At 75.9% G+C, this 23,530-nt stretch carries 20 protein-coding genes and 1 pseudogene; 8 read left to right on the plus strand and 13 right to left on the minus strand.

Going from position 1 to position 23,530, the window contains the following annotated elements; all coding sequences use genetic code 11:
* The first annotated feature begins 4 nt into the window (after positions 1-4).
* From ACSHWO_RS31795 to ACSHWO_RS31805, 3 genes are all read left to right on the plus strand, one after another.
* Positions 5-691, plus strand: coding sequence for a DUF5701 family protein (locus tag ACSHWO_RS31795; RefSeq protein ID WP_385805752.1), 687 nt, complete (start codon positions 5-7; stop codon positions 689-691).
* An 85-nt stretch (positions 692-776) separates the two neighbouring features.
* Positions 777-1,619 carry a class I SAM-dependent methyltransferase gene (locus ACSHWO_RS31800; protein WP_385805750.1) on the plus strand — a complete coding sequence of 281 codons (843 nt, stop codon included), beginning with the start codon at positions 777-779 and terminating at the stop codon, positions 1,617-1,619.
* A 49-nt stretch (positions 1,620-1,668) separates the two neighbouring features.
* Positions 1,669-2,139: a hypothetical protein gene (locus tag ACSHWO_RS31805; protein WP_361086818.1), complete on the plus strand. Its 471-nt coding sequence runs from the start codon at positions 1,669-1,671 to the stop codon at positions 2,137-2,139.
* An 11-nt stretch (positions 2,140-2,150) separates the two neighbouring features.
* On the opposite strand, the gene ACSHWO_RS31810 is transcribed toward ACSHWO_RS31805, so the two are convergent.
* From ACSHWO_RS31810 to abc-f, 3 genes are read right to left on the minus strand one after another with little or no spacing between them, the layout of a single operon-like run.
* Entirely contained in the window at positions 2,151-2,876 is a 726-nt protein-coding gene (locus ACSHWO_RS31810; protein WP_438317483.1) for a hypothetical protein, read from the minus strand.
* Between the two features lie 33 nt (positions 2,877-2,909).
* The gene (locus tag ACSHWO_RS31815; RefSeq protein ID WP_438317486.1) at positions 2,910-3,860 is read right to left on the minus strand and encodes a Vgb family protein; all 951 of its coding nucleotides are present in this window, start codon (positions 3,858-3,860) and stop codon (positions 2,910-2,912) included.
* 41 nt (positions 3,861-3,901) lie between these two features.
* Positions 3,902-5,557 (minus strand): ribosomal protection-like ABC-F family protein, encoded by a 1,656-nt coding sequence (gene abc-f, locus ACSHWO_RS31820; protein WP_438317489.1) that lies wholly within the window; start codon positions 5,555-5,557, stop codon positions 3,902-3,904.
* Positions 5,558-5,670: 113 nt separating this feature from the next.
* Between abc-f and ACSHWO_RS31825 the strand changes: the two genes are divergently transcribed.
* Entirely contained in the window at positions 5,671-6,303 is a 633-nt protein-coding gene (locus tag ACSHWO_RS31825; protein WP_438317492.1) for a TetR/AcrR family transcriptional regulator, read from the plus strand.
* A 644-nt stretch (positions 6,304-6,947) separates the two neighbouring features.
* Here ACSHWO_RS31825 and ACSHWO_RS31830 read toward each other — a convergent pair.
* Both ACSHWO_RS31830 and ACSHWO_RS31835 read right to left on the minus strand, forming a co-directional pair.
* Complete coding sequence (locus ACSHWO_RS31830; RefSeq protein WP_438317495.1) at positions 6,948-8,426, minus strand: hypothetical protein; 1,479 nt, start codon at positions 8,424-8,426, stop codon at positions 6,948-6,950.
* A gap of 139 nt (positions 8,427-8,565) precedes the next feature.
* Positions 8,566-9,789 carry an MFS transporter gene (locus ACSHWO_RS31835; RefSeq protein WP_438317498.1) on the minus strand — a complete coding sequence of 408 codons (1,224 nt, stop codon included), beginning with the start codon at positions 9,787-9,789 and terminating at the stop codon, positions 8,566-8,568.
* Positions 9,790-9,898: 109 nt separating this feature from the next.
* On the opposite strand from ACSHWO_RS31835, the gene ACSHWO_RS31840 reads away from it, so the two are divergent.
* Positions 9,899-11,026, plus strand: a complete 1,128-nt coding sequence (locus ACSHWO_RS31840) for an ArsR/SmtB family transcription factor (protein WP_438317501.1) — start codon at positions 9,899-9,901, stop codon at positions 11,024-11,026.
* Positions 11,027-11,214: 188 nt separating this feature from the next.
* On the opposite strand, the pseudogene ACSHWO_RS31845 reads toward ACSHWO_RS31840, so the two are convergent.
* Positions 11,215-11,325, minus strand: a pseudogene (locus ACSHWO_RS31845) (maleylpyruvate isomerase N-terminal domain-containing protein); the annotation flags it as partial.
* Positions 11,326-11,563: 238 nt separating this feature from the next.
* Between ACSHWO_RS31845 and ACSHWO_RS31850 the strand changes: the two are divergent.
* The gene (locus ACSHWO_RS31850; protein WP_438317504.1) at positions 11,564-12,355 is read left to right on the plus strand and encodes an alpha/beta fold hydrolase; all 792 of its coding nucleotides are present in this window, start codon (positions 11,564-11,566) and stop codon (positions 12,353-12,355) included.
* Between the two features lie 16 nt (positions 12,356-12,371).
* On the opposite strand, the gene ACSHWO_RS31855 is transcribed toward ACSHWO_RS31850, so the two are convergent.
* On the minus strand, positions 12,372-15,578 hold the full coding sequence (locus ACSHWO_RS31855; RefSeq protein WP_438319319.1) for an amidohydrolase family protein: 3,207 nt from the start codon (positions 15,576-15,578) through the stop codon (positions 12,372-12,374).
* A gap of 272 nt (positions 15,579-15,850) precedes the next feature.
* Between ACSHWO_RS31855 and ACSHWO_RS31860 the strand changes: the two genes are divergently transcribed.
* Positions 15,851-16,306 (plus strand): RICIN domain-containing protein, encoded by a 456-nt coding sequence (locus tag ACSHWO_RS31860; RefSeq protein WP_404232316.1) that lies wholly within the window; start codon positions 15,851-15,853, stop codon positions 16,304-16,306.
* Positions 16,307-16,315: 9 nt separating this feature from the next.
* Here the strand turns inward: ACSHWO_RS31860 and ACSHWO_RS31865 are convergent, their stop codons facing one another.
* The 5 genes from ACSHWO_RS31865 to ACSHWO_RS31885 form a co-directional block, all read right to left on the minus strand.
* On the minus strand, positions 16,316-17,539 hold the full coding sequence (locus ACSHWO_RS31865; RefSeq protein ID WP_438317508.1) for a cytochrome P450: 1,224 nt from the start codon (positions 17,537-17,539) through the stop codon (positions 16,316-16,318).
* 216 nt (positions 17,540-17,755) lie between these two features.
* On the minus strand, positions 17,756-19,009 hold the full coding sequence (locus ACSHWO_RS31870) for a glycosyltransferase (protein ID WP_438317511.1): 1,254 nt from the start codon (positions 19,007-19,009) through the stop codon (positions 17,756-17,758).
* Positions 19,006-19,782 carry a MerR family transcriptional regulator gene (locus tag ACSHWO_RS31875; RefSeq protein WP_438317514.1) on the minus strand — a complete coding sequence of 259 codons (777 nt, stop codon included), beginning with the start codon at positions 19,780-19,782 and terminating at the stop codon, positions 19,006-19,008. Before ACSHWO_RS31875 ends, ACSHWO_RS31870 begins: the two co-directional genes overlap by 4 nt.
* Positions 19,783-19,890: 108 nt before the next feature.
* Positions 19,891-20,418 carry a hypothetical protein gene (locus tag ACSHWO_RS31880; RefSeq protein WP_438317517.1) on the minus strand — a complete coding sequence of 176 codons (528 nt, stop codon included), beginning with the start codon at positions 20,416-20,418 and terminating at the stop codon, positions 19,891-19,893.
* A gap of 37 nt (positions 20,419-20,455) precedes the next feature.
* Positions 20,456-21,211 carry a TetR/AcrR family transcriptional regulator gene (locus tag ACSHWO_RS31885; protein WP_438317520.1) on the minus strand — a complete coding sequence of 252 codons (756 nt, stop codon included), beginning with the start codon at positions 21,209-21,211 and terminating at the stop codon, positions 20,456-20,458.
* 191 nt (positions 21,212-21,402) lie between these two features.
* Between ACSHWO_RS31885 and ACSHWO_RS31890 the strand changes: the two genes are divergently transcribed.
* Positions 21,403-22,596: a cytochrome P450 gene (locus ACSHWO_RS31890; protein ID WP_438317523.1), complete on the plus strand. Its 1,194-nt coding sequence runs from the start codon at positions 21,403-21,405 to the stop codon at positions 22,594-22,596.
* Between the two features lie 69 nt (positions 22,597-22,665).
* Here ACSHWO_RS31890 and ACSHWO_RS31895 read toward each other — a convergent pair whose 3' ends face one another.
* Positions 22,666-23,280, minus strand: a complete 615-nt coding sequence (locus ACSHWO_RS31895) for a hypothetical protein (protein WP_438317526.1) — start codon at positions 23,278-23,280, stop codon at positions 22,666-22,668.
* Positions 23,281-23,530: the final 250 nt, after the last annotated feature.

Here is a 23,530-nt window from a genome sequence, read left to right on the forward strand (position 1 = left end):
ACCTTTGACCTGGCCCCCTTTCGACGGTGCAGCCGAGTTCGACCGCCAGGTCCGGACCCTGACCGACCTCGGCTACCCGACGATGTCCGGCCTGGACCCCGCACGGTTCGCCGCCCTCGTCGGCCCACTGCGCGAGCGCGCCGCAGCGGTCCCGGCCGGGGCGTACGACCCGGAGGCCGGCCGCGTGCCGTTCCTGCTGGTCGTCACCCGCGATGCGGCACCGATCGAGGAGACGATGCCGCGCACCGCCCTGTACCGAGGCCGGCTGCCCGGCTTCGTCGACCACTCCTTCGAACCCGGCGCGCTGGAACGGTTCACCGCCACCCCCGCGACCGTCCTCCCGGACGGCGACGCCTACCTGCTGTGCGACGTCGAACGCGGCGAGGAGTTCTGCGGGGCCGTGCCCCGGGACGCCATGGACGTCATCGCCGGCCGGGGCCGTACCTGCCTCACCATCGAGGAGGGCATCGCGCTCGTCACCCACTTCCCGCAGCTCCTCGTCACGAACAAGTGCTTCTCGCTGGGCGGTTCGCGCAGCGGCGACCGCCGGGTCCCGGCCATCTGGATCAGCCGGCGGGCGCCGAAGCTCGGCTGGTGCTGGGAGGGCAATCCGCACACCTGGCTCGGCATGGCCTCGGCCGGAACCCGCACCGCCGGGGCCGTGGCGGCCCCTTCCGCGATGGCCGACTGACGCCGCGGGCCGCCCGCGCGCCGGCCCGGAGGTGCCAGACTGACCGGGTCGGCGCGACGCAGTGCGTTCCAGGAGGTGTCACATCGTGGCCCACGGTGCCCAGGAGTCCTACCCGGCCATGCGGCCGGCGGTCGAGGAGACGTACGGTCCGGCGGATCTGAGCCGGGAGTCCGTCTTCGCCGGAGGGTTCATCAACTTCGGCTACTGGAAGGGGATCGACCTGGCCGCCCCGCTTGGGCAGCCCGAGCGGATCCGTAGCCAGCAGGACCTGTACCGGCAGGTCCTGGAGGCCGCCGGACCGCTCGCGGGCCTGCGGGTCCTCGAGGTGGGCTGCGGCCTCGGGATGGGCTGCGCGCTCGCCCTCGGCGAGTACGGGCCCGCCGGCGTCACCGGCATGGACATCCACCCGCAGCAGCTGGAGCGGGCGCGTGACGCGCACGCCGGGCTGCTGCGCGCGGAACCCGGGAGGCTGCGGTTCGTCCGGGGAGCCGCCGAGCGGATGCCGTTCGGGGGCGGCGAGTTCGACGCCGTGGTGAGCGTCGAAGCCGCCCAGCACTTCCCGGACCTGGCCGCCTTCGCCGCCGAGACGGCGCGGGTGCTGCGGCCCGGCGGCCGGTTGGCCGTCGCCAGCTTCTTCACCGTGGACGACGCGCCCGACCGCCCGGCCGAACTCGCCGGGCTCCTCCACACGTTCGAGACCGGCCTGGACATCGCCCGCCCGGTGGCAGAGCTCACCGACGCGCTCGGTGCGGCCGGGCTCGCGGACGCCCGGGCCCGGTCGATCGGCCCGGCGGTCTGGCCGGGCTGGGACACCTGGCTGGCCCGCCTGTGGGCGCCGGGCACCTGGCCCCGGAACTTCTTCCGGGCCTACGACCGCCGCCTCATCGACTACTACGTCGTCACCGCGACCCGCCCGCCCCGCGGTTGACCGGAATTCCGTTGGCCGGGGCGGCGCAGCTGTCCTACCCTCCCTCGCGATGGAGATGTCCTTCCGGAAGCTGCCGGACAACCAGCACGAGATCCTCGTCCGTCACCGCAAGGGCCCGGACGTCAGGCTGCCCGCCGGGCCGACCGGCCCCACGATGCCGCACGACCTGGTGCATGCCGTCGTCGAGACCGCCCTCGGCATCGACGACGGGTTCTGGGGCGCGATGGCCCGCGGGGCCACCTTCCAGGGCTTCGAGACGACCGCACCGGGCCGGCACCGCAGGTCCGGCCTGAAGGTGCTGCGCCGGGGCGGTGACGCGGTGCTGGCCGCCGAGCTCTCCGTGAACTGGGCGTACCGGGTGTGGCGGGGCCTGCCCACGCAGGGCCGGGGAGTGGGCAGCCCGCCGCTCGGCCCGGACGCCCTGGCCCGCACCGGCCCCCGCCTGGACGCGGCCGCCGCCCGTTGGGCCGCGGTCCCCGAGGGCGGGGAGTTGGTCTGGCGGTGGGGCGCCGACGGCTGAGCGGTGCTCCGTCAGCGGAGGTCGGAGAGGTCCACGGACTTCTCCGGCGGCGGCGTCCTCGCCGGCACCGGCTCGTCGTAGTCGGAGAAGTCGGCGCGGCCCCGCTGGCCGTTCTCGACGCCCTCGACCCGGAGCAGGTACGGCTTGCCCTCGGTGGCCACGTAGTAGGTGGCCGTGTCGGCGCCGTCGCGTCCGGTGACCGTGATCGCCGCGTCCCCGTCGACGGTGGTCGTCCTGCCCTTCGTCAGGCTCTCCGAGGCGGGCCGCGCGGTGTACGTCCGCTGGAAGTCGGCCAGGTCGCACACCTGGACCAGGCCCCGCAACAGGGCGTTCTCGGCGCTGCCGTGGATCCAGCGGTTGTTGATCAGGGCCGCGGCGTCCTCCCCGGCCGACCCCGGTACCTGCGACGTGAGGAAGGCCTTGTCCGGCTTCAGCCAGACGTCCTGCCCGCGCTTGACCATCTCGGCCCGGCCGCCGCCCTTGGGCAGTGTGACGCTGCCGACGCAGTTGCCCTTCACGTCCAGGCGCAGGTCCAAGGTGGTGGCCCCTGCCGTGTCCTGGACCTTCGCCACCATGTGCACCGAGCGGGCGCCGGCCAGTTCGGCCCGCGCCCGTTTGACGATCACCTGCGCGCTCTGGTCCTCGACCCCGTTGCCGGTCGGTGCCGCGAAGCCCGCCAGCAGCGTGCTCGCCGCACCTGCGCCCAGGACGGCGGCCGCCCTCCGGAACCCGGACATCGCCTCACCTCCGGAGCGGAACGTGTCACCTGATCAGCGTAGGCCGGGTGGGCGGTGCGCGCAGTCGGGGGCGGCGGGCCCGGCCGGTGTGACGACGCGGGCGATCGCACCGTGCTCCAGCGCCGTGTAGAGGGCCCCGTCGGGCCCGAAGGCGAGGCCGTGCGGCTCGCTGCCGGGCTGCGGCAGCGGGATCTCGGTGACCCGCCCGTCGGGGGAGAGGGAGGCCACCCGGCCCGTGGCCCACTGGGTGAACCAGCAGGCGCCGTCCGGGCCGGCCGTGATGGCGTGCGGGCGGCAGCCCGGATCGGGCAGAGGGAACTCGGTGATCCCGCCGTCGGGGGTGATCCGGCCGATCCTGCCCGCCGTGATCTCGGTGAACCACAGCGCCCCGTCGGAGCCGGCCGTCAGGCCCACCGGTCCGCACTCCGGATCGGGCAGCGGGTACAGGGTGGTCCGGCCTTCGACGGTGATGCGGCCGAGGGCGCCGGCCCGGTTCAGGGTGAACCAGAGGGCGCCGTCCGCGGCCGCGGTGATGAAGGCCGGGAAGCCGCCGGTGCAGGGCAGCGGGAACTCTTCCACGTCGCCGTCGGTGGCGATCCGGCCGATCCGGTCGGCGCCGGCCCGCGTGTACCAGAGGGCGCCGTCGGGCCCCGCCGCGATGCCGTACGGGGTGGCCGTGCTCCCGGCGGCGGTGCGGGGGAGGGGGTAGGAGCGGGCGTGTCCGGAGGTGTCGATGCGGCCGATGCGGTCGTCCCGCATACGGGTGAACCACAGGGCCCCGTCGGGCCCCGGGGTGATGTGCGCGGGCCCGCAGCCGGCGGAGTCCAGCGCGTGTTCGTCGATCCGGCCGTCGGGGGTCAGGCGGGCGATGCGGCCGGTGTGCACGAGGGTGCACCAGAGCGCGCCGTCGGGGCCGGCCGCGAGCGCGTACGGGCCGGAAGCGGGGTCGGACACGGGGAAGCTGTGGATCTGCGGGGCAGGCATGCGGGGGAGGGGTTCCTTTCGTCCGGGCCGGATTCGGGGGGTCAGGCGGCGACGGCGGCGGTGGTGACGGCCGCCGTGGCGACGGCCGCCGGGGCGGCCGGCGCGAGTTCCAGGCGGGCGCCCCGCCAGTGCGCGCGCAGCCGGCGGTCGTGGCTGACGACGACCACCGCACCGGCGAAGTCGGCCAGCGCCGCCTCCAGTTCCTCCGCGAGGGCGGGGGAGAGGTGGTTCGTCGGCTCGTCCAGCAGCAGGACGTCCGCCGGTTCGGTGACGAGCCGGGCCAGGGCCAGCCGCTGCCGCTGCCCGGCGGACAGCGCCGGGACCGGGACGTGCAGCCGTTCGCGCCCGAAGAGGCCCAGGGCCAGCAGCCGTTCGGCATGCTCCTCGGCGGTGCCGGCGCGCCCGTGGGCGTACGCGGCGAGCAGGGTGCGCCCGGGCGGCGCCGACCGCGGCTGCTGTGCGAGCAGGCCGATCCGCCCGTGCCGGACCACCTGCCCCCGGTCGGGGGCCGCGGCACCGGCGAGGATGCCGAGCAGGGTGGTCTTGCCGGCGCCGTTCGGGCCCGTGACCAGCAGCCGGTCACCGGCCGACAGGGCCAGGTCCACGGGCCGGAGGCGGCCGTCCACCCGTACGCCGTCGGCCCGCAGCAGCACACCCGGCCGCGCGGCGGCGTCCAGGGAGGGCGTGAAGTGCAACGGTGGCGGCGGGGCCGGAACGGGCCGTGCGAGCAGCCGCGACAACCGCTCCTCGGCGTTGCGGACCCGGCCGGCCAGGGACTGCTGCACCCGGCCGGCGGCCCGGTCGTAGGCCATCTTGTTGCCGTCCTTCATGGCCCGGCCCGGTGCGACGCGGCGGGCGGTGGTCGCGGCCGTGTCGCGCAGCCGCGCCACCTCGGCCTGCCACTCGCGGTGCGCCTGGACCCGGCGCTGCCGCTCGGCGGCCCGCTCGGCGAGGTAGCCCGGGTAGCCGGTGCCGTAGCGGGTGGCGGTGTGCAGGTCGCCGTCGACCTCCAGCAGTGCGGTGGTGACCCGTTCGAGGAAGACGCGGTCGTGGGAGACGGCGACCGTGGTCCCGCGCCGGCTGCACAGGTGGTCTTCGAGCCAGGCGAGTGCGGAGGCGTCGAGGTGGTTCGTCGGCTCGTCGAGCAGCAGCACCTCGGGTGCGGCGGCCAGGAGGGAGGCGAGGCGCAGGCGGACCCGTTCGCCGCCGGAGAGCCCGGCCACGGTGCGGCGGCGCTCCAGCCCCGTCAGTCCGAGGCCGTGCAGGGCACGTTCGAGGCGGGCGTCGGCCTCGTACCCCCCGCGCAGCTCGAAGGCGGTGAGGAGGTCGGCGTACGCGGCGAGCACGGCGGGGTCGTCGCCCGAGTCGGCCATCCGGGCCTCCAGGCGTCGCATGTCCTCCTCCATGGCGCGCAGTTCGCCGAGCGACCGGTCGATCACCTGCTGGACGGTGAGGTGGGGCGGGAGGTGTTCCTCCTGGGCCAGGTAGCCGATGCCGCCGTCGGCGCGGGCGATGACCTCGCCGCGGTCGGGGCGTTCGACGCCGGCGAGGAGGCGGAGCAGCGTGGACTTACCGGATCCGTTCTCGCCGACGATGCCCAGGCGGGCGCCGGCGGGGACGGAACAGGTGACGGAGTCGAGGACGGGGCGGCCGTCGTAGGACTTGGTGACGTCAAGGGCGGTGAGCTGTGCGGTCACGGGGCGGCTCCAGGGGTTCGGTGGCGGGCGGGTGCGGGAAGGTGCGGCGCGGGCTGCGGAAGACGAGCACCGGGAACTCCTTAAATCGACGGATGTTGCGTTAAGATGCTGCCATGGATTCCAGCACCCCCGCAAGCGGCAATTCCGCGCCGACCGTGCGCCGCCGCACCGGCGGTCGCAGCGCCCGCGTCCGCGCCCAGGTCGTCGAGGCCGTCGGCGCCCTCCTCCTCGAAGCCGGGTACGACGGCCTCACGGTGGACGCCGTCGCCGAACGGGCCGGCGTCCACCGCACGACCGTCTACCGACGTTGGCGCGACGTGGGGGGCCTGCTCGCCGACGTCCTCGACGCCGCGGCCGACGACACCTGGCAGCCGGCGGACACCGGCACGCTGGAGGGCGACCTCACCGCCCTCAACCAGGAGCTGTACGAGGCGCTCTCGTCCGGCCCCACCCTGACCACGGCCCTGATCGCCGCGTCCTTCCGCTCGGCGGAGGCCGCCGCGGCGCTGAGCCGCTTCTGGGAGGACCGCTACGAGCGCTGCGCGGTGGTCGTCGCCCGCGCGGCCGCCCGCGGCGAAGTCCCCGCGGAGACCGCCCCCCGCGCCCTGCTCGTCGCCGCGACCGCCCCCCTCTACCACGAGCTCCTGCTGCTGCGCACCGCACCCGACCCCGCCCTCCCGGACCGGGCGGCGCGCGCGACCGCCGCGGCGGCCCGCACCGGAGCCTTCGCCGCCGCGGCGGGCTGACGCCCCGTCCGCACGGCGCGCCGGGCGGGCGGGCGGGGGACGCGTCCCGGTGCGGACGGCATGCGCAGCGGGCGCAGGCAGTGGCGGGCCGGGCGGGCGCCGCTTCGCGGGCGCGGGACCTCAGGGCCTCCGGGCTCCGGTGATCGGGCCCGGCCGGCCCGGCCTCCGGCACGGTCAGGGCCGCCTCCCGGGCACGGCGCTCGGCGTGAGCAGGCGCCGCCCTGTGGCCGGGCCGGGCGTGCGGGCCGGGGCGGACCACTCGGAAGCCCGAACGTGCCGGGTCCGGGCCGTGGGCCGCGGCGTACAGCCGCCGGGCTCCTCGTCGTGTCCGCACAGGACCGTCTCGGTCGGCTCCTCCCCAGCGGGTGCAGCAGCACCAGTCGGTTGAACGTGCGGCCGGATCCCGGGGCGCCCGAGGGGGCGGCCGTCCCGTCGTCGAGGGCCTTCCGTCGCGCCGGGCGGGTACGACGGCGCACGCGACCCGGTGCGCGGCACCCGTGCGAGGGCCGTCGCGCTGTCAGGGGATCGGGGCCGACGGGCGGCCGCGGGACGGCGCGCCGCAGAGGCCTACCGGGTCCTGACCGTCCGGTACGGTGCAGCCGGCTTCCTCGGCGGTGGTCAAGTCGGTCGGAACGGGCGCGGGGCTACGCGGCCGCCAGGGTGTTCCGCAGTCGGCGGGCTTCCCGTACGGCCTGCGACGAGCCCGGGCGCCCCGCCAGTTCCTCGACCCCGACGACCGTGCCGCGCGCCCCGGAGTCACGGGCGCAGTCCGCGGCCAGGGAGAGAAGTGGCGGGTGGTGCCGGGGCAGGGCGCCCGCCCGGACCGCCGCCAGCAGCCCGGGCAACGCCGCGGCGAGCACCGGCCACACGACACCGGCGCCTCCGCCCGCCGTGCGCCCGCCCACCGCACCGCTGCCCGCCGCCCCGGCCGATGCGGTCCCGGCGGCCGCCCGGAGGGACTCCGTCACGACCGGCAGCCTCAGCGTGCCGAGCAGCACCAGCCGGGCCAACTCCCCGCCCAGCAGCGCACCGTCGAGGCGGTCCCGCGCGGCGAGGGCGGTCAGCGCGGCCACGGCTGCTTCCCGGTCGGCGTCGGGGCCGGCGCCGAGCCCGTACGCCAGGGCCAGGTGCACGGCCGGACCCGGCGGCCCTTCGCTCGCCGCCAGCGCCGGCAGGAACTCCGCGCCGCCCGCGTTACCCGGCCCGTCCTGGTCGGCCGTGGCCGCGACCTCCGCCAGCATCCGCGCCGCGACGATCTCGGGGTGCCAGGGCAGGACGGCCGCGGCATGCCGCTCCCGGTGGCCGAGCAGCAGGTGCCGGCAGCCGATCAGCGGCTCGAACCGGCGGAAGAGCGGCCAGAACGTCCGGGGGAAGTCGCCCCGCCCGGGCAGTTCCCCGGTGCCGACCAGGACCCGGCGCCCGACCCGGGCCCCGCGCCGCCGGCTCGGCGGCTGCGGCGGACCGGGCTCCTGCTCCACCGTCCACTCGGGTCGGGGCAGCCCGCCCTGCCGCAGCCACGCGGCGACCCGCGGCCCCTCGGGCAGCGTCAGTTCCGCCGCCGCGCGCAGCACTTCGCGGTCGACGGGGCCGCCGCCGCAGCGCAGCAGCGCCTGCCCGAGGTCGGCGGGCCCGGGGCGGGCGCCCGCCTGCTCGTACTCGGTGAGCCGCATGACCAGGTCGCGCGGGTCCACCGCACCGCCGGCCCGGCTGGGCGCGGCCAGCAGCATGGGCATGGGCACGGTCACACCGTCCCGCAGCCACCCGCAGACCTCCGCGACGCGCTCGTCGATCACCAGGCGGGCGGCCTCGTGCTGGCAGGTCTCCAGCCAGTCGCCGCCGCCGGCCCGGGCAGCCCTCGGCTCGGCGCCGACGGGTTGCACTGCGGCCCGTACGACGGCAAGCAGTCGCTGCGCCGCGCGCGTCCGGGGCCGGTGGAGCCCGCTCCAGTGGTCCGCCACCGGCCGCAGGACCTCGGCCAGCCCGACCCGGTCACGTCCGGCCCGGCGGACCACCGCGTCGAGCAGTTCCTCGTACGCCCTGACGCTGCCGCCGTCGCCGCAGATCAGCTCCGCGGCCGAGTCCGCCACCGCGGCGAGCCCGGCGGGCACGCCCTTCCCGTCCATCCACCCCACCCGTTTCCACCGTCTGCGCCCGACCGGGCGGCGCGTGAGGATAACAAGGCGCGGAGGCGGACGGGTTCCGCCCGCGCCCCGCCCGCCCTCACCTACGGCCCGCCCTCGCCCCCTTCACCTGCCGCCCCCTTCACCTGCCGCCCGGCTCGCCGGCCTGCGCGTACGGCCTGACCGTCGTACCGGGCCGGCCGCGGCGTGCGACCACGTGGCGGAGTAGTGCGGCGCAGGCGAGCAGGCCGAGCAGCGCGCACACGCCGGGCCAGCCGCACCACGTGTGGGCGCGCACGCCGAGCCAGGAACCCGCGGTGCCGCCCGAATACGCGCAGGCCATGTAGGCGGTGTTGAGCCGGCTCCGGGCGTCCGGGCGCAGCGCGTACACCCGCGACTGGTTGGCGACGGAGCCGGACTGCATGGCGGTGTCCATCAGCAGGGTGCCCACGGTCAGCGCGGCCAGCCCGGCAGCGCCGCCGAGCCCGCCCGCCGCGAGGACGGCGGCCGCCACGAGGATGCCGATCAGCGAGACCAGGCTCACCAGGTCCGGGCCGTGCCGGTCCACGAGGCGCCCCGCGAGCGGGGTGCACAGCATGGTGACCCCGCCGACCAGGGCCAGCAGGCCCAGCGCCTGCGCTCCCATCCCGTACACCGGCCCGGTCAGCAGCAGGGCCAGGCTCGTCCAGACGGCGGAGAACCCGCCGAAGGCGGCGGCCTGGTAGAAGCAGGAGCGGCGCAGCTCCGGCTCGGCGCGCAGCAGCCGCAGCGGCTCCGCGAGGAACGCGCCGTACGGGCGGCGGGCGGCGGAAGCGTCCGGGGCGGTGTCCGGCACCGCGTGCCGCAGGACGGCCGCCAGGACGAGGGTGACGACCGAGGCCACCAGGTACGGGGCGCGCCAGCCCAGCCACTCGCCCAGCACCCCGCTGAACGCACGGGCCAGCAGCATGCCCCCGGTCGACCCGCTCAGCAGCGTGCCGAGCACCACGCCCCGCCGGTCGGGGGCGACCAGGCCGGCCGCCAGTGGGCCGATGATCTGCGCGGCCACCGTCGTCAGCCCGACCAGGGCGCTCGCGGCGACCAGCGGCGGCAGGGCCGGGGCGCAGCCCGCGCCCAGCAGGGCCAGACCGGTGAGGGAGAGCAGGACGACGAGGAGCGGGCGGTGCCGGATCCGGTCGCCGAGCGGTACCAGGAGGACCATCCCGGCGGTGTAGCCGATCTGGGTGGCGGTGACCACCAGTGCCGCCTCGTCGGCGGGAACGCCGAGCCCGGCGGCGATCAGCGGGCCGACGGCCTGCGGGAAGTACAGGTTGCCCACGGCCACGGCGCAGGTCACGGCCAGGATCAGCACGAGGCGGCGGCTCATCCGGCCGCTCCGGGCACCGCGTCCGGCAGGGGGGCGGGGAACGGGGAGGTCATGGAGGGAAGTCCACGGCACCGGACCGGCCCTGCCAACTGATGTAGCGTAAGGCTTAATGATCAGTTTCGAGCTCGGTGTCGAGGACCTCGCCGACACGAGGTTCGCCATCTCTCCCCTGAGCGAAACCGTCCTGAGCCTGCGCGTCCTGCGCGATCCCGGGGTGTCGGCGCTCCACCTGCCGTGGCGCCGGTCCGTCCTCGGCCGACTCGGCGCCCTGGACACCGGGTTGCTGATGGCCCTGGTCGCGGACCGCCTCACCCTCCCCGACTTCCTCACTCCACGGCCCACGGCGTTCGAACCCGCCTTCGAGGACGAGTTGGCGGTGGTACGCCGCACCCCGCCCGGGACGGTCCGCCGCGACCTGCTGGCCGCGCACGCACCGGACCCGCTCCCCGCCGCGCTGCGGGCGGTCGTGGACGGGCCCCCCGCCCGCGATGACGCCGCGGTCGCCGGGCTCCGCGACCGCATCTGCGCACTCCTGCACAGGTACTGGGAGATCGCCGTCAGACCGGTGTGGCCGCAGATCCGGCTGGTCGCCGAAGCCGACATGACCTACCGGGCGCGGCAACTGGCGCGGGGCGGCGCCCGGCTGCTCTTCGCCGACATGCATCCCCAACTGCGCTGGGAGGACGGCGGACCGCGGGGCGTGCTGCGCATCCACCGGACCATCGGCGGGTACGAGGCGCGGGCAGCCGGCCGGGGCCTGCTGCTGGTGCCGTGCGTGTTCGCGCACAAGCCGGCGCCGCCCGTCGGCCCCGACGAACCGCCCTCGCTGCTCTACCCGAGCCGCGGGGTGGCGACCCTCTGGCCACCCGCTCCCGCGGTCGCAGCCGGGGTCGGATCCGGGTACGGGTCCGTACCCGCCCGGGCCACCGATCTCGCCGACCCTGCCGGCCACTTCGGTCCCGCCGGTCCGCTCGGCACCGCAGGGCCAGCCGGTCCGGGGGCCGCGCAGGCCCTCGTCCCGCTGCTCGGCGCGCCCAGGGCCCGGCTGCTCGGACTGCTCGCGGAGCCGCTGGCCACGATCGAGCTGGCCCGCCGCCTACGGGTCACGCCGAGCGCCGTCTCCCAGCACCTGCGCGTGCTGTACGCGGCCGGGCTGCTCACCCGGGCCCGGCACGGCCGGCAGGTCCTGTACCGGCGCAGCCCGCTGGGCGAGCAACTCGCCGCCGGGCGCCCGTAGGCGCGGACCGGGCCCCGGGGCCAACGCCCCTTCGAGTCGGGCTGGTTGCCGCGGGCGGGCCTGAGGGAACGGGTTGCTCCTCGGGCTCCCAGGCGATCAGCTGCTCGAACACCCGCGGGTCGCCCTCGCCGGGCGTCGTAGGGGTGTACCAGCACCTCGTGCACCCGGCGACGGGCAACGCCCCGGCCATTCGCCGGCGACACGCCGGCGCTCCACCACGTCCAGCACTCGCGCTCCGGGCCGGCCTCGCGCAGCGCACGCAGCAGCAGCTCGTTCGACTCGGCGTACCAGGCCAGCAGCGCCTAGCTCGCGCGGCACCTCCGCGGCATCCTCGGCCGGCGGAGCCTCGGCCGGGCCCGCGGCGACGACCGCGGCCGGTCCTGATCCTGCTCACTCGCGGACGTTCGCGTACTCATGCCGGCCGGCACCTTCGACCGGCCCGGGCCGCCAATCTATACAAGCGTATTGAACATACGTATGAGACATCTGTATAGTCGCTTTCGTTGATCCGCAGCCACCCGATCCGGGAGATCCGACATGCCTGCCGACCTGCTCCGCGCCGAACTGACCATCGACGGCCGCACCCTGTCCTACCTGGACTCCGGCGGCCCGGGCCGCCCGGTCCTCGCCCTCCACGGGCACCTCTCCGAGGGCGCCTCGTTCACACCGCTCGCCGCCGGCCTCGCCCCGCAGTGGCGCGTCATCGCCCCCGACCAGCGCGGGCACGGCGACTCCGACCGGGCCCCCGAGTACGGCCGGTCCGGCTACCTCGCCGACCTCGTCGCACTGCTCGGGCACCTCCGCCTCGACCGGGCCGTCGTCCTCGGCCATTCCCTCGGCGGGATCAACGCCTACCACCTGGCCGCCGAGCACCCCGGACTCGTCGAAGCCGTGATCAACGTGGATTCCCCGGCCGACCTGCCCGACGACGGGACCGGCCCGCTGGACTTCGTCCTCGGCTTCCCCTACACCGCCGCCACCCGCGAGGAGTTGATCGCCGCCTGCGGCCCCGTCGGCCCGATGGTGGCGCCGGCCCTGCGCCCCCTGCCCGACGGCAGCGGCTGGCGGCTGCCCTTCCACCCGCAGGACACCGTCGACTCCGAACGCGGCGTGCACGGCGACCACTGGGAGCAGTGGCTGGCCGGCAGGTGCCCCGCACTGCTGGTCCACGGGCGCAAGAGCCAGGTGCTGCCCGGGGAACAGGCCCTGGAGATGGTGGCCCGGCGCCCGCGGACCACGTACCGGCCCCTGGATACCGACCACTTCGTGCAGCTCGGTGACCCGGAGGGCTTCTCCCGCGCCGTCCGGGAGTTCCTCGAGACCCTCTGAGGACCCTCTGCGCCCGTCACATGTGGCAGCAGCCGTCCCGCAGCATCTGCCGGGTCACCGCGAGCCATTCCTCCGACTCCGCACCCGCCTCCGCAGGGCCGGCGCCGCGGGTCGCCGCGCCGGCAGCCTCCGGGACCGAGGCCTCCAGGGCCCGGCGTTCGAACAGCACCCCGCCCCGCAGCGCGGCCCGGACCCTGATCAGCGCGGCGAAGTCCGTGAAGGGGTCGCCGTCGACGAGCGTGAGGTCGGCCAGCCTGCCCGGCTCCACCGTGCCGAGGTGCTCCGCCACCCCGAACACGCGGGCCGGGGTGCGCGTCGCGGTCGTCAGCGCCTCGGCCGGGGTCAGCCCGTACCGGACCAGTGCCCGCAGCCCCAGGTGCAGGTGGAGGCCGACGGGGACCAGCGGGGCGTCCGTACCGAGCGCCACCCGGCCGCCCTCCCGCAGGACCTGCCGGTACGTGTCGACCTCCCGCTCCAGGACGGTGAGCTGCTCGGCGGTCGGCGGCTGTGCCGCGGCCACCCGCACCTCCTCGACGTCCCAGGGCGGCATCAGCGCCGTCACCCGCGGGTCCGCGGCCGCCGCCGGGTCGGCGCCGAGCAGCGGCAGCGCGGTGAACGGGGTGGCGATCAGGTCGAAGCCGCCCTGCGCGTACACCGCCACCGTGTCCTGGTGGGTGCGGCCTCCCGGGGTGCAGCCGTGCCCGTACTCGGCGCGCTCGGTCGCCACCAGGTGCGTGGTCAGGTCCTGCCCGGACTGGATCCCCGCCGCGCACAGGTGCGATCCGGCCAGGACGCCCAGCCGCTCGTGGGCGAAGACCGCGGCCTCCTCCATCTGCCGGTAGGGGGCGCGCACGTACGTCTTGACGAAGTCCCAGTCCAGCTCCGCGGCGCGTTCGAGGGTCCTCGCGAAGCCCTCGCGGGTGCGGTGGGCGCGGCCCATGCTGTAGGCCACGCGCGGCCCGTCGAGCAGCTCCCCGCCGGCCAGCAGGCGGGGAGCCGTGAGCAGTCCGGCCCGGATGTCCTCGCGGAGCCGGGCCTGCTCGTGGGCGGAGCCGCCGAGCGAGACCGTGGTGGTGACGCCGTACGCGAGCTGTAGCAGGCCCTGGCGGGCCCCGTAGGTGTACGGGTACGAGTGCACGTGCGCGTCCCACAGGCCGGGCAGCACCGTCGCGGCGGACGCGTCGACGAACCGGCCGGCCCGCCGGGTGCGCGCCGACCGGTGCGGTTCGACGGCGGTGATCCGGCCGCCGCTGATGATGACGTCGGCGTCGGCGCGGGGCGCCGCCCCGGTGCCGTCCCACAGCAGGCCCGCGTGCACGACCGTGTCGACGGGGGCGGGCCGCCGGTAGGACAGCACGACCGGCACGGTGCGCGGCGCGCCGTCGGCGCGGCCGGCGGCGTCCAGGGCGAGCAGCCTCAGCCGGGCCCCCGACTGGTACAGCAGCGTGCGGGAGTCCGCCGACCAGGACGGATGGTCGGCGGGTTCGTCGGTCAGCCTGCGGGCCGGCCCGGAGGGAGTGCCGTCCGGGCCCACGGGCAGCAGCCACAGGGCGGATTCGCTGACGCAGGCCAGGTGGCGGCCGTCGGGCGACCAGACGGGCCCGCTGGCGTACCGGTCGGAGAGCGAGGTGTGCGGGGCGAGCGCGTGCAGCCGGTCCTTCCCGGCCTGCGTGTCGACGATCCGGATGACGTTGTACCCCTCGCGGAAGCGCCGGTTCAGCCGGTTGCGGTCGCAGAGCGCGAGGTACCGGCCGTCGGGCGACCAGCTGGGCCGGCCGGGCAGGCCGCCCCCGCCGAGCGCCGCGACCAGCGGGGTGTCGGTGCCGGTGGCCAGGTCGCGGACGAGGAGCCGGCCGGCCAGGTCCAGGACCGCGAGCCGTTCGCCGTCCGGGGAGAGGACCCCGTACACGCGGCCGCCGGGGGCGAGGACCGTGTCCCGGCCGGTCGCAGGGTCCAGGCGGCGCACCGCGTTCAGGCCGGACCGGTCGTCGGTGTAGAGCAGGGCCGCGCCGTCCGGGGTCCACACGGGGCCCTGCACGTAGGCGGTGGCGGGGGACCGCAGGATCCTGCGCGGGGTGCCGCCGCCGACGGGCACGGTCCACAGGGAGTTGAGGGCGGCGAAGGCCACGGTGCGGCCGTCGGGCGACAGGCAGGGCAGGTGGATCCCCCGGACGGGCTGCTTCCGTTCGGCCTCCAGGACGTACTCCTTGACCCGCGGCCGGGGCCGCTGCACCTCCAGCACCGCGTCGAGGGCGATCTCACGGCCGGTGTGGTCCCGATGGGGGCGGATCACCCGGAACCGGCCGTCGACGGTGACGAGCAGGTCGTCGTCGCCGATCCAGCGCGGGGGAGCGGGGGCGAGGTCCCCTTCGAGGGGGACCCGGCGGCCGTCCACGAACAGGGTCATCGCCTCGGCGCGGCGCGGTCCGGGCAGTGCGCACAGCCAGGCGGTCCGCCCGGCCGGGGACACCGACGGGGCGAGCAGCCGCCCCTCGGCGGCGGTGTGCTCGACGCGTACGGGCCCCTCACCCCCGGCCGCGACGGAGGCCAGGGTCCGGGCGGTGAGGGCGTCCCCTTCGACGGTGCCGCGTACGAAGAGGACCCGCGTGCCGTCCGCGGACCAGGCGGGGTCGTAGTCCTCCCACTCCGCCGCCCGGCCGGGGCCGTCGTCCCGGCCGGGCGGCCCGGTCAGCCGACGCAGCCGCCCGTCGCGGACACCGACCGTCCAGATCCGGTACGGGCTGCCCGCCACCGGATCGCCGCCGCGCTCGGAGCAGAAGGCGAGGGTCTGCCCGTCGGGTGACCAGGCGGGGGCCCGGTGGTCGAACATGCCGTCGGTCAGCTGCCGCAGCCCCGAACCGTCGGGTCTCATCACCCAGACGTGGAAGGCGCCGCCACGGTAGGCGGCCATCGCGACCTGGCGACCGTCGGGGGAGAACACCGGACGGCACGGCTCCAGGTCCGGCGGGGTGAGGGGGGTCGCGGCACCCCCGCCCGGGGGCACCGCCCAGAGGACGTTCTGCACCTCGGCGATGACGCGGTCGCCCGAGGCGGTGGCGGTCGCCGCGCCGTTGGTCGCCGCCGTGAACCGGAGCCTGACCGGGCCGCCGGCCGCGGCCCGCGCGACCGGAGCCCCCGCCGCCCCGTCGGCCGCCGTCCCGCCGGCCGCTGCGGCCCCGGCCGGGGCCGCGGCCGGCAGGGCCGTCAGTACACCACCGGGCACCGCCTTCAGTACCGCCCTGCGCCGCACCCGCACCACAACTCCTCGACCCGCTCCACCGATGACCACCCGTCAGACGTCGAACGATCAAGGGGCCCGCGAGGCAACGGCACGGCGCCGCCCGCCGCGACCGTACGGGCCGCGTACAGGCGGGCCACCGGCCTCGCCGGGCCTGCGCACATGACCGTTTCTGCGGTGAAGGCACTCGTCCGTCCGGGTGGGTTGCCTCCCGCCGCCCTGTCGCCGGCCCGCCCCGGCCCGGTAGACCCACGACCGTGATCAAGAAGTTGCTGCGCGGCCTTCCCGCGCTCGTCCTCACCGGCCTGCCCCTCCTCGTGACCGCGCCGCCCGCCCACGCGGCGAACACCTTCCGGATCGTCACGGCCCTGAACGCCAAGTGCCTGGCCTCCAACGGCGACAACGTCGAGGTGCAGACCTGCCGCGGCACGGGCAACCAGCTCTGGTACTGGGACGCCGGCAAGCTGCGCAACCTGGCCGAACTCCACTGCCTCGACGTCCGCAACGGCGAGGTCGACGCCGCCGCCCAGGCGGTCGGCGACTGCCACGGCCTGCCCAACCAGCAGTGGCGGACAGACGGCGCCTGGCTGCGCACCCAGGTCAACAACCAGTGCCTGAGCATCCAGAACAGCGGCGACCCGAACGAGCACGCGGGCGTCAACCTCCGCAACTGCGGCCCGTACGCCTGGCAGCACTGGCGCTTCGAGGCCTGACCGACGGGCCTACCAGGTCACGTGCAGCACCTCCGGCGAGCGGTGGACCAGGGTCGGGCGCATCCGCGGCGGCGGCCGGTCCGCGGCCAGCCGCAGGTCCGGCATCCGACGGGTCAGCAGTTTCAGCGTCAGGCGCAGTTGTGCCCGGGCCAGCCGCGATCCCGGACAGCCGTGCGGGCCGTGCCCGAACGCCAGGTGGCCCCGGTCCGCCGGGCGTCGGACGTCGAACTCGGCGGGCCGCTCGTACCGTTGCCCGTCGCGGTTGGCGGACCCGTACGCCACGAGCAGGGTGGCGCCGGCGGGCAGCTCGGTCCCGGCGAGCGTCACCGGCCTGGTCGTGGTGCGGCGGAAGGCCTGGACGGCCGCGTCGAAGCGGGCGCCCTCCTCCACCGCGCCCGGGATCAGGCCCGGGTCGGCGCACAGCATCCGCCACTGCTCCCGGTCGGCCAGCAGGTGCAGCAGGGTGGTGGCGATGAGCGCGCTCGTCGTCAGGAAGCCGGCGATCAGCAGGTTCTGCAGGGCCGCCACCAGCTCGTGGCGCTGGTCGGGGGTCAACTCCGCGCCCCCGGGGGCCAACGCGGCCACCAGCTCCGAGCACAGGTCGTCGCGGGGGCGGTCGCGCCGGTCGCGGGCGAGGCGGTCCAGCAGGTGCTGGAGGCCGACCACGTCCTCCGCGGCCGCCGCCTGCGCCTGCGCCGGGAGGGGGCGGAAGGCCAGCTCCTCGGCCCGGTAGCCGCCGTGTACGGCGGCGGGCGCGTCCGCCGGGTCCAGCCCGATCAGCCGTCCGATCACCAGCCCGGGCAGCCGCCGCGCGTACGCCGCCACCAGCTCCGCGCGACCGTCCGCGACGAAGGCGTCCACCAGCCCCTGCGCGCAGGTGCGGGCGTACGGGACGACCGCTGCGACCCGGGCCGCGGACAGTCCCCGGCTCAGCGGGGCCCGCAGCCGGCGGTGGGCGGCCCCGTCCGAGGAGACGACGGTGGGCCGCGGCTCGAATCCCCGCGCGAGCACGCCGAGCGCCTCCGGCGAGGGCAGCACGTCCGGCAGGAGGGCGTGCGCCGAGGAGAAGTCCTCCGCGCGGCGCAGCACCTCCCGTACGTCCCGGTCGCGCGCCACCAGCCACGCGTCGGCTTCCGGTACGTACACCAGGCCCTCGGCCCGGCGGGCGCGGGTGTAGCGGGGGTAGGGGTCGCGGTAGAACTCGTCCCGCCTCGCCTGGTCCTGCGGTGCCACACGGGCCTCCGTGGGTGCGGTCGGGTCCGGTCGCCGGGCCCGGCGACCGGACGGGGTTCCGGTGCGTCGGCATCCTGCCCCACCCCCGGGCCCGCCCGGAAGACCGCCTCGCCCGGGCGCCGGTACCGCCCACCCGGCCGGCCCGTGCCGGCGACCGCGTGGGCTGCGGGACGGGCCGCCGCCCGCGCCCCGCCCGGCCCGCGGTCGTCCCGGCCGTCAGCGGGACAGCAGGCGCTCCACCTCCCGGACGACGTGCCCCGCCCCGTCCTCGGCGGCCATCCGCCGGGCGACGGCAGTGGCCCGGGCCCGGTGCCCCTGCTCCTCCACGGCGTCGCGGAGCGCTCGGGCCAGGGCGGGCACGGTGAGCCCCCCGAACGGGATCGGTGCGGTGGCGGCGCCCAGGGCCGCGACCCGTCCGGCCCAGAACGGCTGGTCGGCAGTGACCGGTACCGGCACCGCCGGCACCCCTGCCTGCAGTGCGGCGGCCGTCGTACCGGCGCCCCCGTGGTGGACCACGGCCGCGGTACGGGGGAAGAGCAGCTGGTGCGGCACCTCTCCGACGGTCAGGACGTCGTCACCGGTGGCGTGCAGTCCCGCCGCGCCGACCTGCAGGACGCCGCGGAGGCCGGCCTCCCGCAGGGCCCGTACCGCGATGTCGGCGAGCCGCTCGCCCTCGCCGGCCGCCATGCTGCCGAAGCCGACGAACACCGGCGGCGGCCCGGCGTCCAGGAAGTCGGCCAGCTCCGGCGGGAGCGCGGCGTCGTCCGGGCAGTGCGGCCACCAGTTGCCGACCACCTCCAGGCCCGCCCGCCAGTCGTCCGGGCGGGGGAGCAGGGCGGAGCAGAAGCCGTGCAGGACCGTCCACCCGGCCCGGTCCTGCCGCTCGCGCACCGCCCGCTGGGCGGCCGGCGGCAGACCCAGGGTGCGGCGCAGCTCCCGCGCGGCCCCGGCGTGCATCCGGTCGACCACGCGCAGCGCCAGGCGGCCCGCGGCCCGGTTCCCCCGCGGGCCGAGGGAGCGGCCGGCGGCGACCACGGGCGGGAAGCACCTCGTGGGGGCCACCGGCTGGAGGTACACGCCCAGGGCCGGTACGCCCAGGGCCTCGGCCAGGTGCCAGCCGAGCGGCGCCGTCGTCGTGGACAGCAGCAGGACGTCCGCCCCGCCGGCGCCGCCCGCCCCGCCGCCCGCCCCGCCGCCCGCCGCGGCGGACGGGGCGATCGCTGCCAGGCCCTGCCCGAGCTCCCGCATGAAGACGGAGGCCCGGCGCATCATGCCCCCGCCGCCGTCGGGCCCCCCGGTCGGGTCGGCCGCGATGCCCCGGAAGTCCAGCCCGGCCCGCTCCACCAGGTCCGCGAACTGCTCGGGCGCCGCCAGGGTGACGTCGAAGCCGGCGTCCAGCAGCCGGCGGCCCGCCCCGGTGTAGGGGGCGACGTCGCCGTACGAGCCGGCGGCCAGGATCAGTACCCTCATCGCGTCCCCGCCCGCCCCGCGTTGGCGTGGACGGCGTCCCGCAGGTACTGGTCGAGCCCCGGCCGCTGCTCGGGGGCGGGCACGACGAGGGCGAAGGCGCGCGCGTCCTCGACGTACTCGTCCGCGATCCGGCAGTGCATCTCCGGCGGGCACGGCGTGAACCAGCGGCCGATGTGCCCGCGGTGCTCCTCGGCGAGGTCCATGGCGCGGGGGCTGTCGCAGGCCGCCCCGTCCTCGAAGGCCGCGACGAGCGCTCGCCGCCAGCGCGCCGCCTCGGCCATCAGGGTGCGCCAGTCGTCCTTGGTGTGGGCGGCCGCCCGGGCCATGGACTGCCGGTGGCCCTCGCTCCCGCCCCACTTCAGGTGCGCGTCCGTCGCGTAGCTCAGGTCGAACGCGACCTCCCCGAACACCTCGAACCGCTCCTGCGGGGTGAGCCGTACGCCGGTCTGCTGAACCTCGATGGCCCGCTCGGCGACCTCCACCAGGCTCTGCAGGCGGGTGATCTGCTCTTTCAGCGACCGGTGGCGATCCCGCAGGTGGGTCAGGGCTTCCGCGTCGGGATCGGCCATGATCGTCCGGATCTCGTCGAGCGTGAAGCCGAGTTCGCGGTAGAAGAGGATCTGTTGGAGCCGCGCCAGGTCCGCGTCGCCGTAGCGCCGGTAGCCGGCGGGGCTGCGCTCGCTGGGCGACAGCAGCTGCGCCTTGTCGTAGTGATGCAGTGTGCGCACGGTGACCCCGGCGAATCCGGACACCTGCCCGACCGAATAACTCATGAAACGACCTTTCCGTTCCGTCGCACCGAGCCTGGAGCCTGACGTAGGGGGAGGGTCAAGCAGTGCACGGACGGCGCGGCCGGGGGGTGTGCCGGCGCGGCGGCGCCGTCATCCGGCGGGGGACACCCCGAGGTCGTGGCGCATGGCGGCGCGCATGTCCCGCAGCAGGTCCCATATCCCGTCCCGGGCCGCGGCCACGGCGTCGAAGGTGTCCCCCGGTGCGTCCGCGTCGCCGCGTTCCAGGCGCTTGACCCGGCCGTAGACCTCGGTCAGGGCCTTGTTGACGGCACTTGCGTGGACGAGCACCTCGTCGGGCGCGATCATCTGCGCTTCGGAGTACCGGTCCCGGTGGGCCCGCTTCGCCTCGTCGAGTGCCTGCCGGTCGGCGTCCTCGACGGAACCGTCGCGCAGCAGGTGCAGGTGGTGGGTGAGCGCCGTGGTGAACTGGCGGGCGTCGCGGTTGAGTTCCGCGTAGCAGGTGCGCCGCAGCAGCAGGTCGTCGCGGGTCTGCTCCTGGGCGCGGAGCAGGTCCAGCTCCCGGACCTTCGCCCGTTCTGCGGCACGCTGGGTGAGGAAGGCTCCCCCCAGCGTGCCGGCCATGCCGGCCACTGCGACGACCACGGCGCCGATGTCCACGCTTCCCCCTGACGGCCGTTCACGCCCTGGCCCCATGCTAGCGCTGTGGCCGCAGGTCACCGCCGTCCGGGCCGGGGGCGGTGGTGGCGGAGGGCGCGGTGGCAGCGGCGGTGCCTGTGGCGGCGAGGCGTGCTTCGAGGCCGTCGAGAATGGCCTCGACACCGAACTCGAACTTCCGGCGTGCCGCATGGTCCGGGTCCTCGCCCGCCTGCGCCTCCAGGCGGGCGCGCAGCCGCGGGTACCGGGACGCGATCCCGGTCGCCCAGGTCACGACGTCCTCTTCGGCCCCGCCTTCCGCGCCCCGGCCCGGGCGGATCCGCGCCCGTACCATCGCCGCCTTGACCGCGTCGTCGATGGCCGCGCCCGCGAGGAAGGTGAAGGCGGTGTTCACGGCCCAGTCGAGATCGGGGCCGGTGAAGCCCGCGGCCTCGTAGACCGCGTAGCTGTGGTCCTGGAGGCCGGCCATGCCGTCGCCGTAGACGAAGTGCGTGCTGACGGCGGTGATGAGCCAGGGGTGGCGCAGGGTCATGGCGTGGGCGTCGTGCACGAGGGCCCGTGCGGCGGCGCGCCATCCGACCTCGGCCGGGTCCGGCCGCTCGATCTCCCCCCACACGCGGTCGGCGGCGAGGACGACGAGGTTCTCCTTGTTCCCCACGTGCCAGTACACGGCGGTGGGCGCCGATCCGAGCTGCCGGCCGAGCTTGCGCATGCTCAGGCCTTCGATCCCCTCGGCGTCGAGCAGGTCGATGGCGGCCTGGACGATCTGGTCGCGGTTCAGGGTCTCACGGGGCACGGGCACAGCGTAGTGGACGCTTGCACGCCGTTCAATCGATCTCTTGCACGCCGTGCAATTCCTGCCCTACGGTGGGCGTCGAGCCACTTGCACGCCGTGCAAGTGGCGGTGCGGCCCATTGCCGCACTCCGCCGCCCGTCCGCTCGTCGATCCGTTCGCCCGTAGCCCCCGCCCGCGCCCCAGGAGGCACCGTGACCGAGCCGCCGCTGTCCGCCCTGCCCACCGCCCGCCCCGCCGGCTGTCCCTTCGACCCGCCCCCCGAGCTCGCCGGGCTGCGCGCCCGGCACCCCGTCAGCCGGATGACCTGTCCCGACGGCCACGAAGGCTGGCTGGTCACGGGCTACGGTCCGACCCGCGAGGTCCTCGCCGACCCCCGGTTCAGTTCGCGGTACGAGCTGATGCACCTGCCGTTACCGGGGGGTCCCGCCGGCCCGTTGCCCCCGGCGCCGGTCGGCGACATGACCGGGATCGACGCCCCCGAGCACACCCGCTACCGGCGGCTGCTCGCCGGCCGGTTCACCGTCCGCCGCATGCGCCTGCTCGCCCAGCGGGTCGAGGAGATCACCGCCGACCACCTGGAGGCCATGGCGCGCGGCGGTGCCGAAACCGACCTGGTGCCGGCCTTCGCCCAGCCCGTCCCCGCCCTCGTGATCTGCGAACTGCTCGGCGTCCCGTTCGCCGACCGGGACACCTTCCAGTCCCACACCCACACCCTGATGAGCCTGGACGCGAGCGCCGAGGACCGGATCGCGGCCGTGACGGGGATGCAGCGGTACATGCTCGACCTGGTCCGCGCCAAGCGGGCCGCGCCGACGGACGACCTGCTCGGCGACCTCACCGCCAGTGACCTCACCGAGGAGGAGCTCGCGGGCCTGGGCGGCTTCCTGCTCGGCGCCGGACTCGACACCACCGCCAACATGCTCGCCCACGGCACCTTCGCCCTGCTCACCCATCCGGAGCAACTCGCCGCGCTGCGTGCCGATCCGGGCCTCGCCGACAGTGCCGTCGAAGAACTGATGCGCTACCTCAGCGTCGCCCACACCATGGTCCGGGTGGCCCTCGCGGACATCGAGCTGGACGGCCGCACCATCAGGGCGGGCCAGACCGTCACCCTGTCCGTCGAGGCCGCCAACCGCGACCCGGAGCGCTTCCCCGACCCCGACACCCTCGACATCCGCCGCAGGGCCACCGGGCATCTCGGCTTCGGCCACGGCATCCACCAGTGCCTGGGCGCCCAACTCGCCCGCGTCGAGATGCGCGTCGCCCTGCCCGCCCTCGTGCGCCGCTTCCCGGCGCTGCGCCTGGCCGTACCGCCCGCCGAGGTCCCGCTGCGCACCGGGATGAGCATCTACGGAGTGCACCGGCTCCCGGTCTCCCTCGTATGACCGCGCACGCGCGCTCCCCGCCGCCGGACCGGGTCCGGAGGCGGGGAGCGCGCGAAGGCGGGCGGCGGGTCAGCTCTCGGGCACCGCCACGGGAACCGGACGCCGGGCAGCCCGCGTCATGATGACGTCCACGGGCACGTGGTTCGCCTTGAGCGCCGCGTAGGCGCGGCTCAGCGCCTGGGTCCGCACCGGCCGCCGCGCCGCGGACGCCGACAGGTCGCCCCCGCACTGCAGTTCCCACCGGGGGAAGCGGCGGCGCACCCGCGCCACGGGGGCGCTGGGGGCGAAGTACAGCATGGTGGTGTTCTCGTGCGGGTTGTGGGCCGACCCCTCGTACACCATTCGGCCGCTCGTCTCCAAGCGGTCGGCGAGACGGGTCAGGGTGCTCTCCTCGGCCCGCTCCATGAACAGGCCCACGTGGTTCTCGAAGCCGTGGACGCGCTCCTTCTCGCCCACGTCCTCCTTGTAGGCGGGGCTGGACCGCGGGAAGAGGAAGACCTCGACGTCGGGGGACGGGCCCGCGGTGACGCGCAGTCGCGTCACCCGTATGTCCACGTCCTCCGGCAGCCAATGGCGCTCCACCAGACGGCGCTTCACGAGCACGCTCGGTATGGTGGTCGAGGCGGCCCAGCCGTTCTCCCCGAAGTAGTCGAGGGCCGATTCGACCGTTTCCGGGAACAGCAACGTCGCGCAGTGTGAAACAACGCAGCCGCTTCCTATTTCCCGTTTGAGATCGCCGGGCATCCAGGGCGGCAGGAGATAGTCCAGCGATTTCCTGGAGGCGTGGAGGGCGTAGTCAACAGCATGCTGGAGGCGCTGGACGTCGCACGGTTCGAACGTCTCATGATGCATGTCGCAGCCTTTCTGTTGCCGACACCCGATTAAAGTCATGTCACCCATCAGGCGGCACCCGGCCGTACGCTGATCGGGTGAC

Source organism: Streptomyces pallidus (ex Mingjun et al. 2026), from assembly GCF_051550185.1.
Lineage (GTDB): Bacteria > Actinomycetota > Actinomycetes > Streptomycetales > Streptomycetaceae > Streptomyces.

Excerpts from the sequence above, each read along its gene's own strand:
- ACSHWO_RS31805 (WP_361086818.1), top strand. The coding sequence starts at position 1,669 with ATGGAGATGTCCTTCCGGAAGCTGCCGGACAACCAGCACGAGATCCTC.
- ACSHWO_RS31810 (WP_438317483.1), bottom strand. The coding sequence starts at position 2,876 with ATGTCCGGGTTCCGGAGGGCGGCCGCCGTCCTGGGCGCAGGTGCGGCG.
- ACSHWO_RS31815 (WP_438317486.1), bottom strand. The coding sequence starts at position 3,860 with ATGCCTGCCCCGCAGATCCACAGCTTCCCCGTGTCCGACCCCGCTTCC.
- ACSHWO_RS31825 (WP_438317492.1), top strand. The coding sequence starts at position 5,671 with ATGGATTCCAGCACCCCCGCAAGCGGCAATTCCGCGCCGACCGTGCGC.
- ACSHWO_RS31830 (WP_438317495.1), bottom strand. The coding sequence starts at position 8,426 with ATGGACGGGAAGGGCGTGCCCGCCGGGCTCGCCGCGGTGGCGGACTCG.
- ACSHWO_RS31835 (WP_438317498.1), bottom strand. The coding sequence starts at position 9,789 with ATGAGCCGCCGCCTCGTGCTGATCCTGGCCGTGACCTGCGCCGTGGCC.
- ACSHWO_RS31840 (WP_438317501.1), top strand. The coding sequence starts at position 9,899 with ATGATCAGTTTCGAGCTCGGTGTCGAGGACCTCGCCGACACGAGGTTC.
- ACSHWO_RS31850 (WP_438317504.1), top strand. The coding sequence starts at position 11,564 with ATGCCTGCCGACCTGCTCCGCGCCGAACTGACCATCGACGGCCGCACC.
- ACSHWO_RS31870 (WP_438317511.1), bottom strand. The coding sequence starts at position 19,009 with ATGAGGGTACTGATCCTGGCCGCCGGCTCGTACGGCGACGTCGCCCCC.
- ACSHWO_RS31875 (WP_438317514.1), bottom strand. The coding sequence starts at position 19,782 with ATGAGTTATTCGGTCGGGCAGGTGTCCGGATTCGCCGGGGTCACCGTG.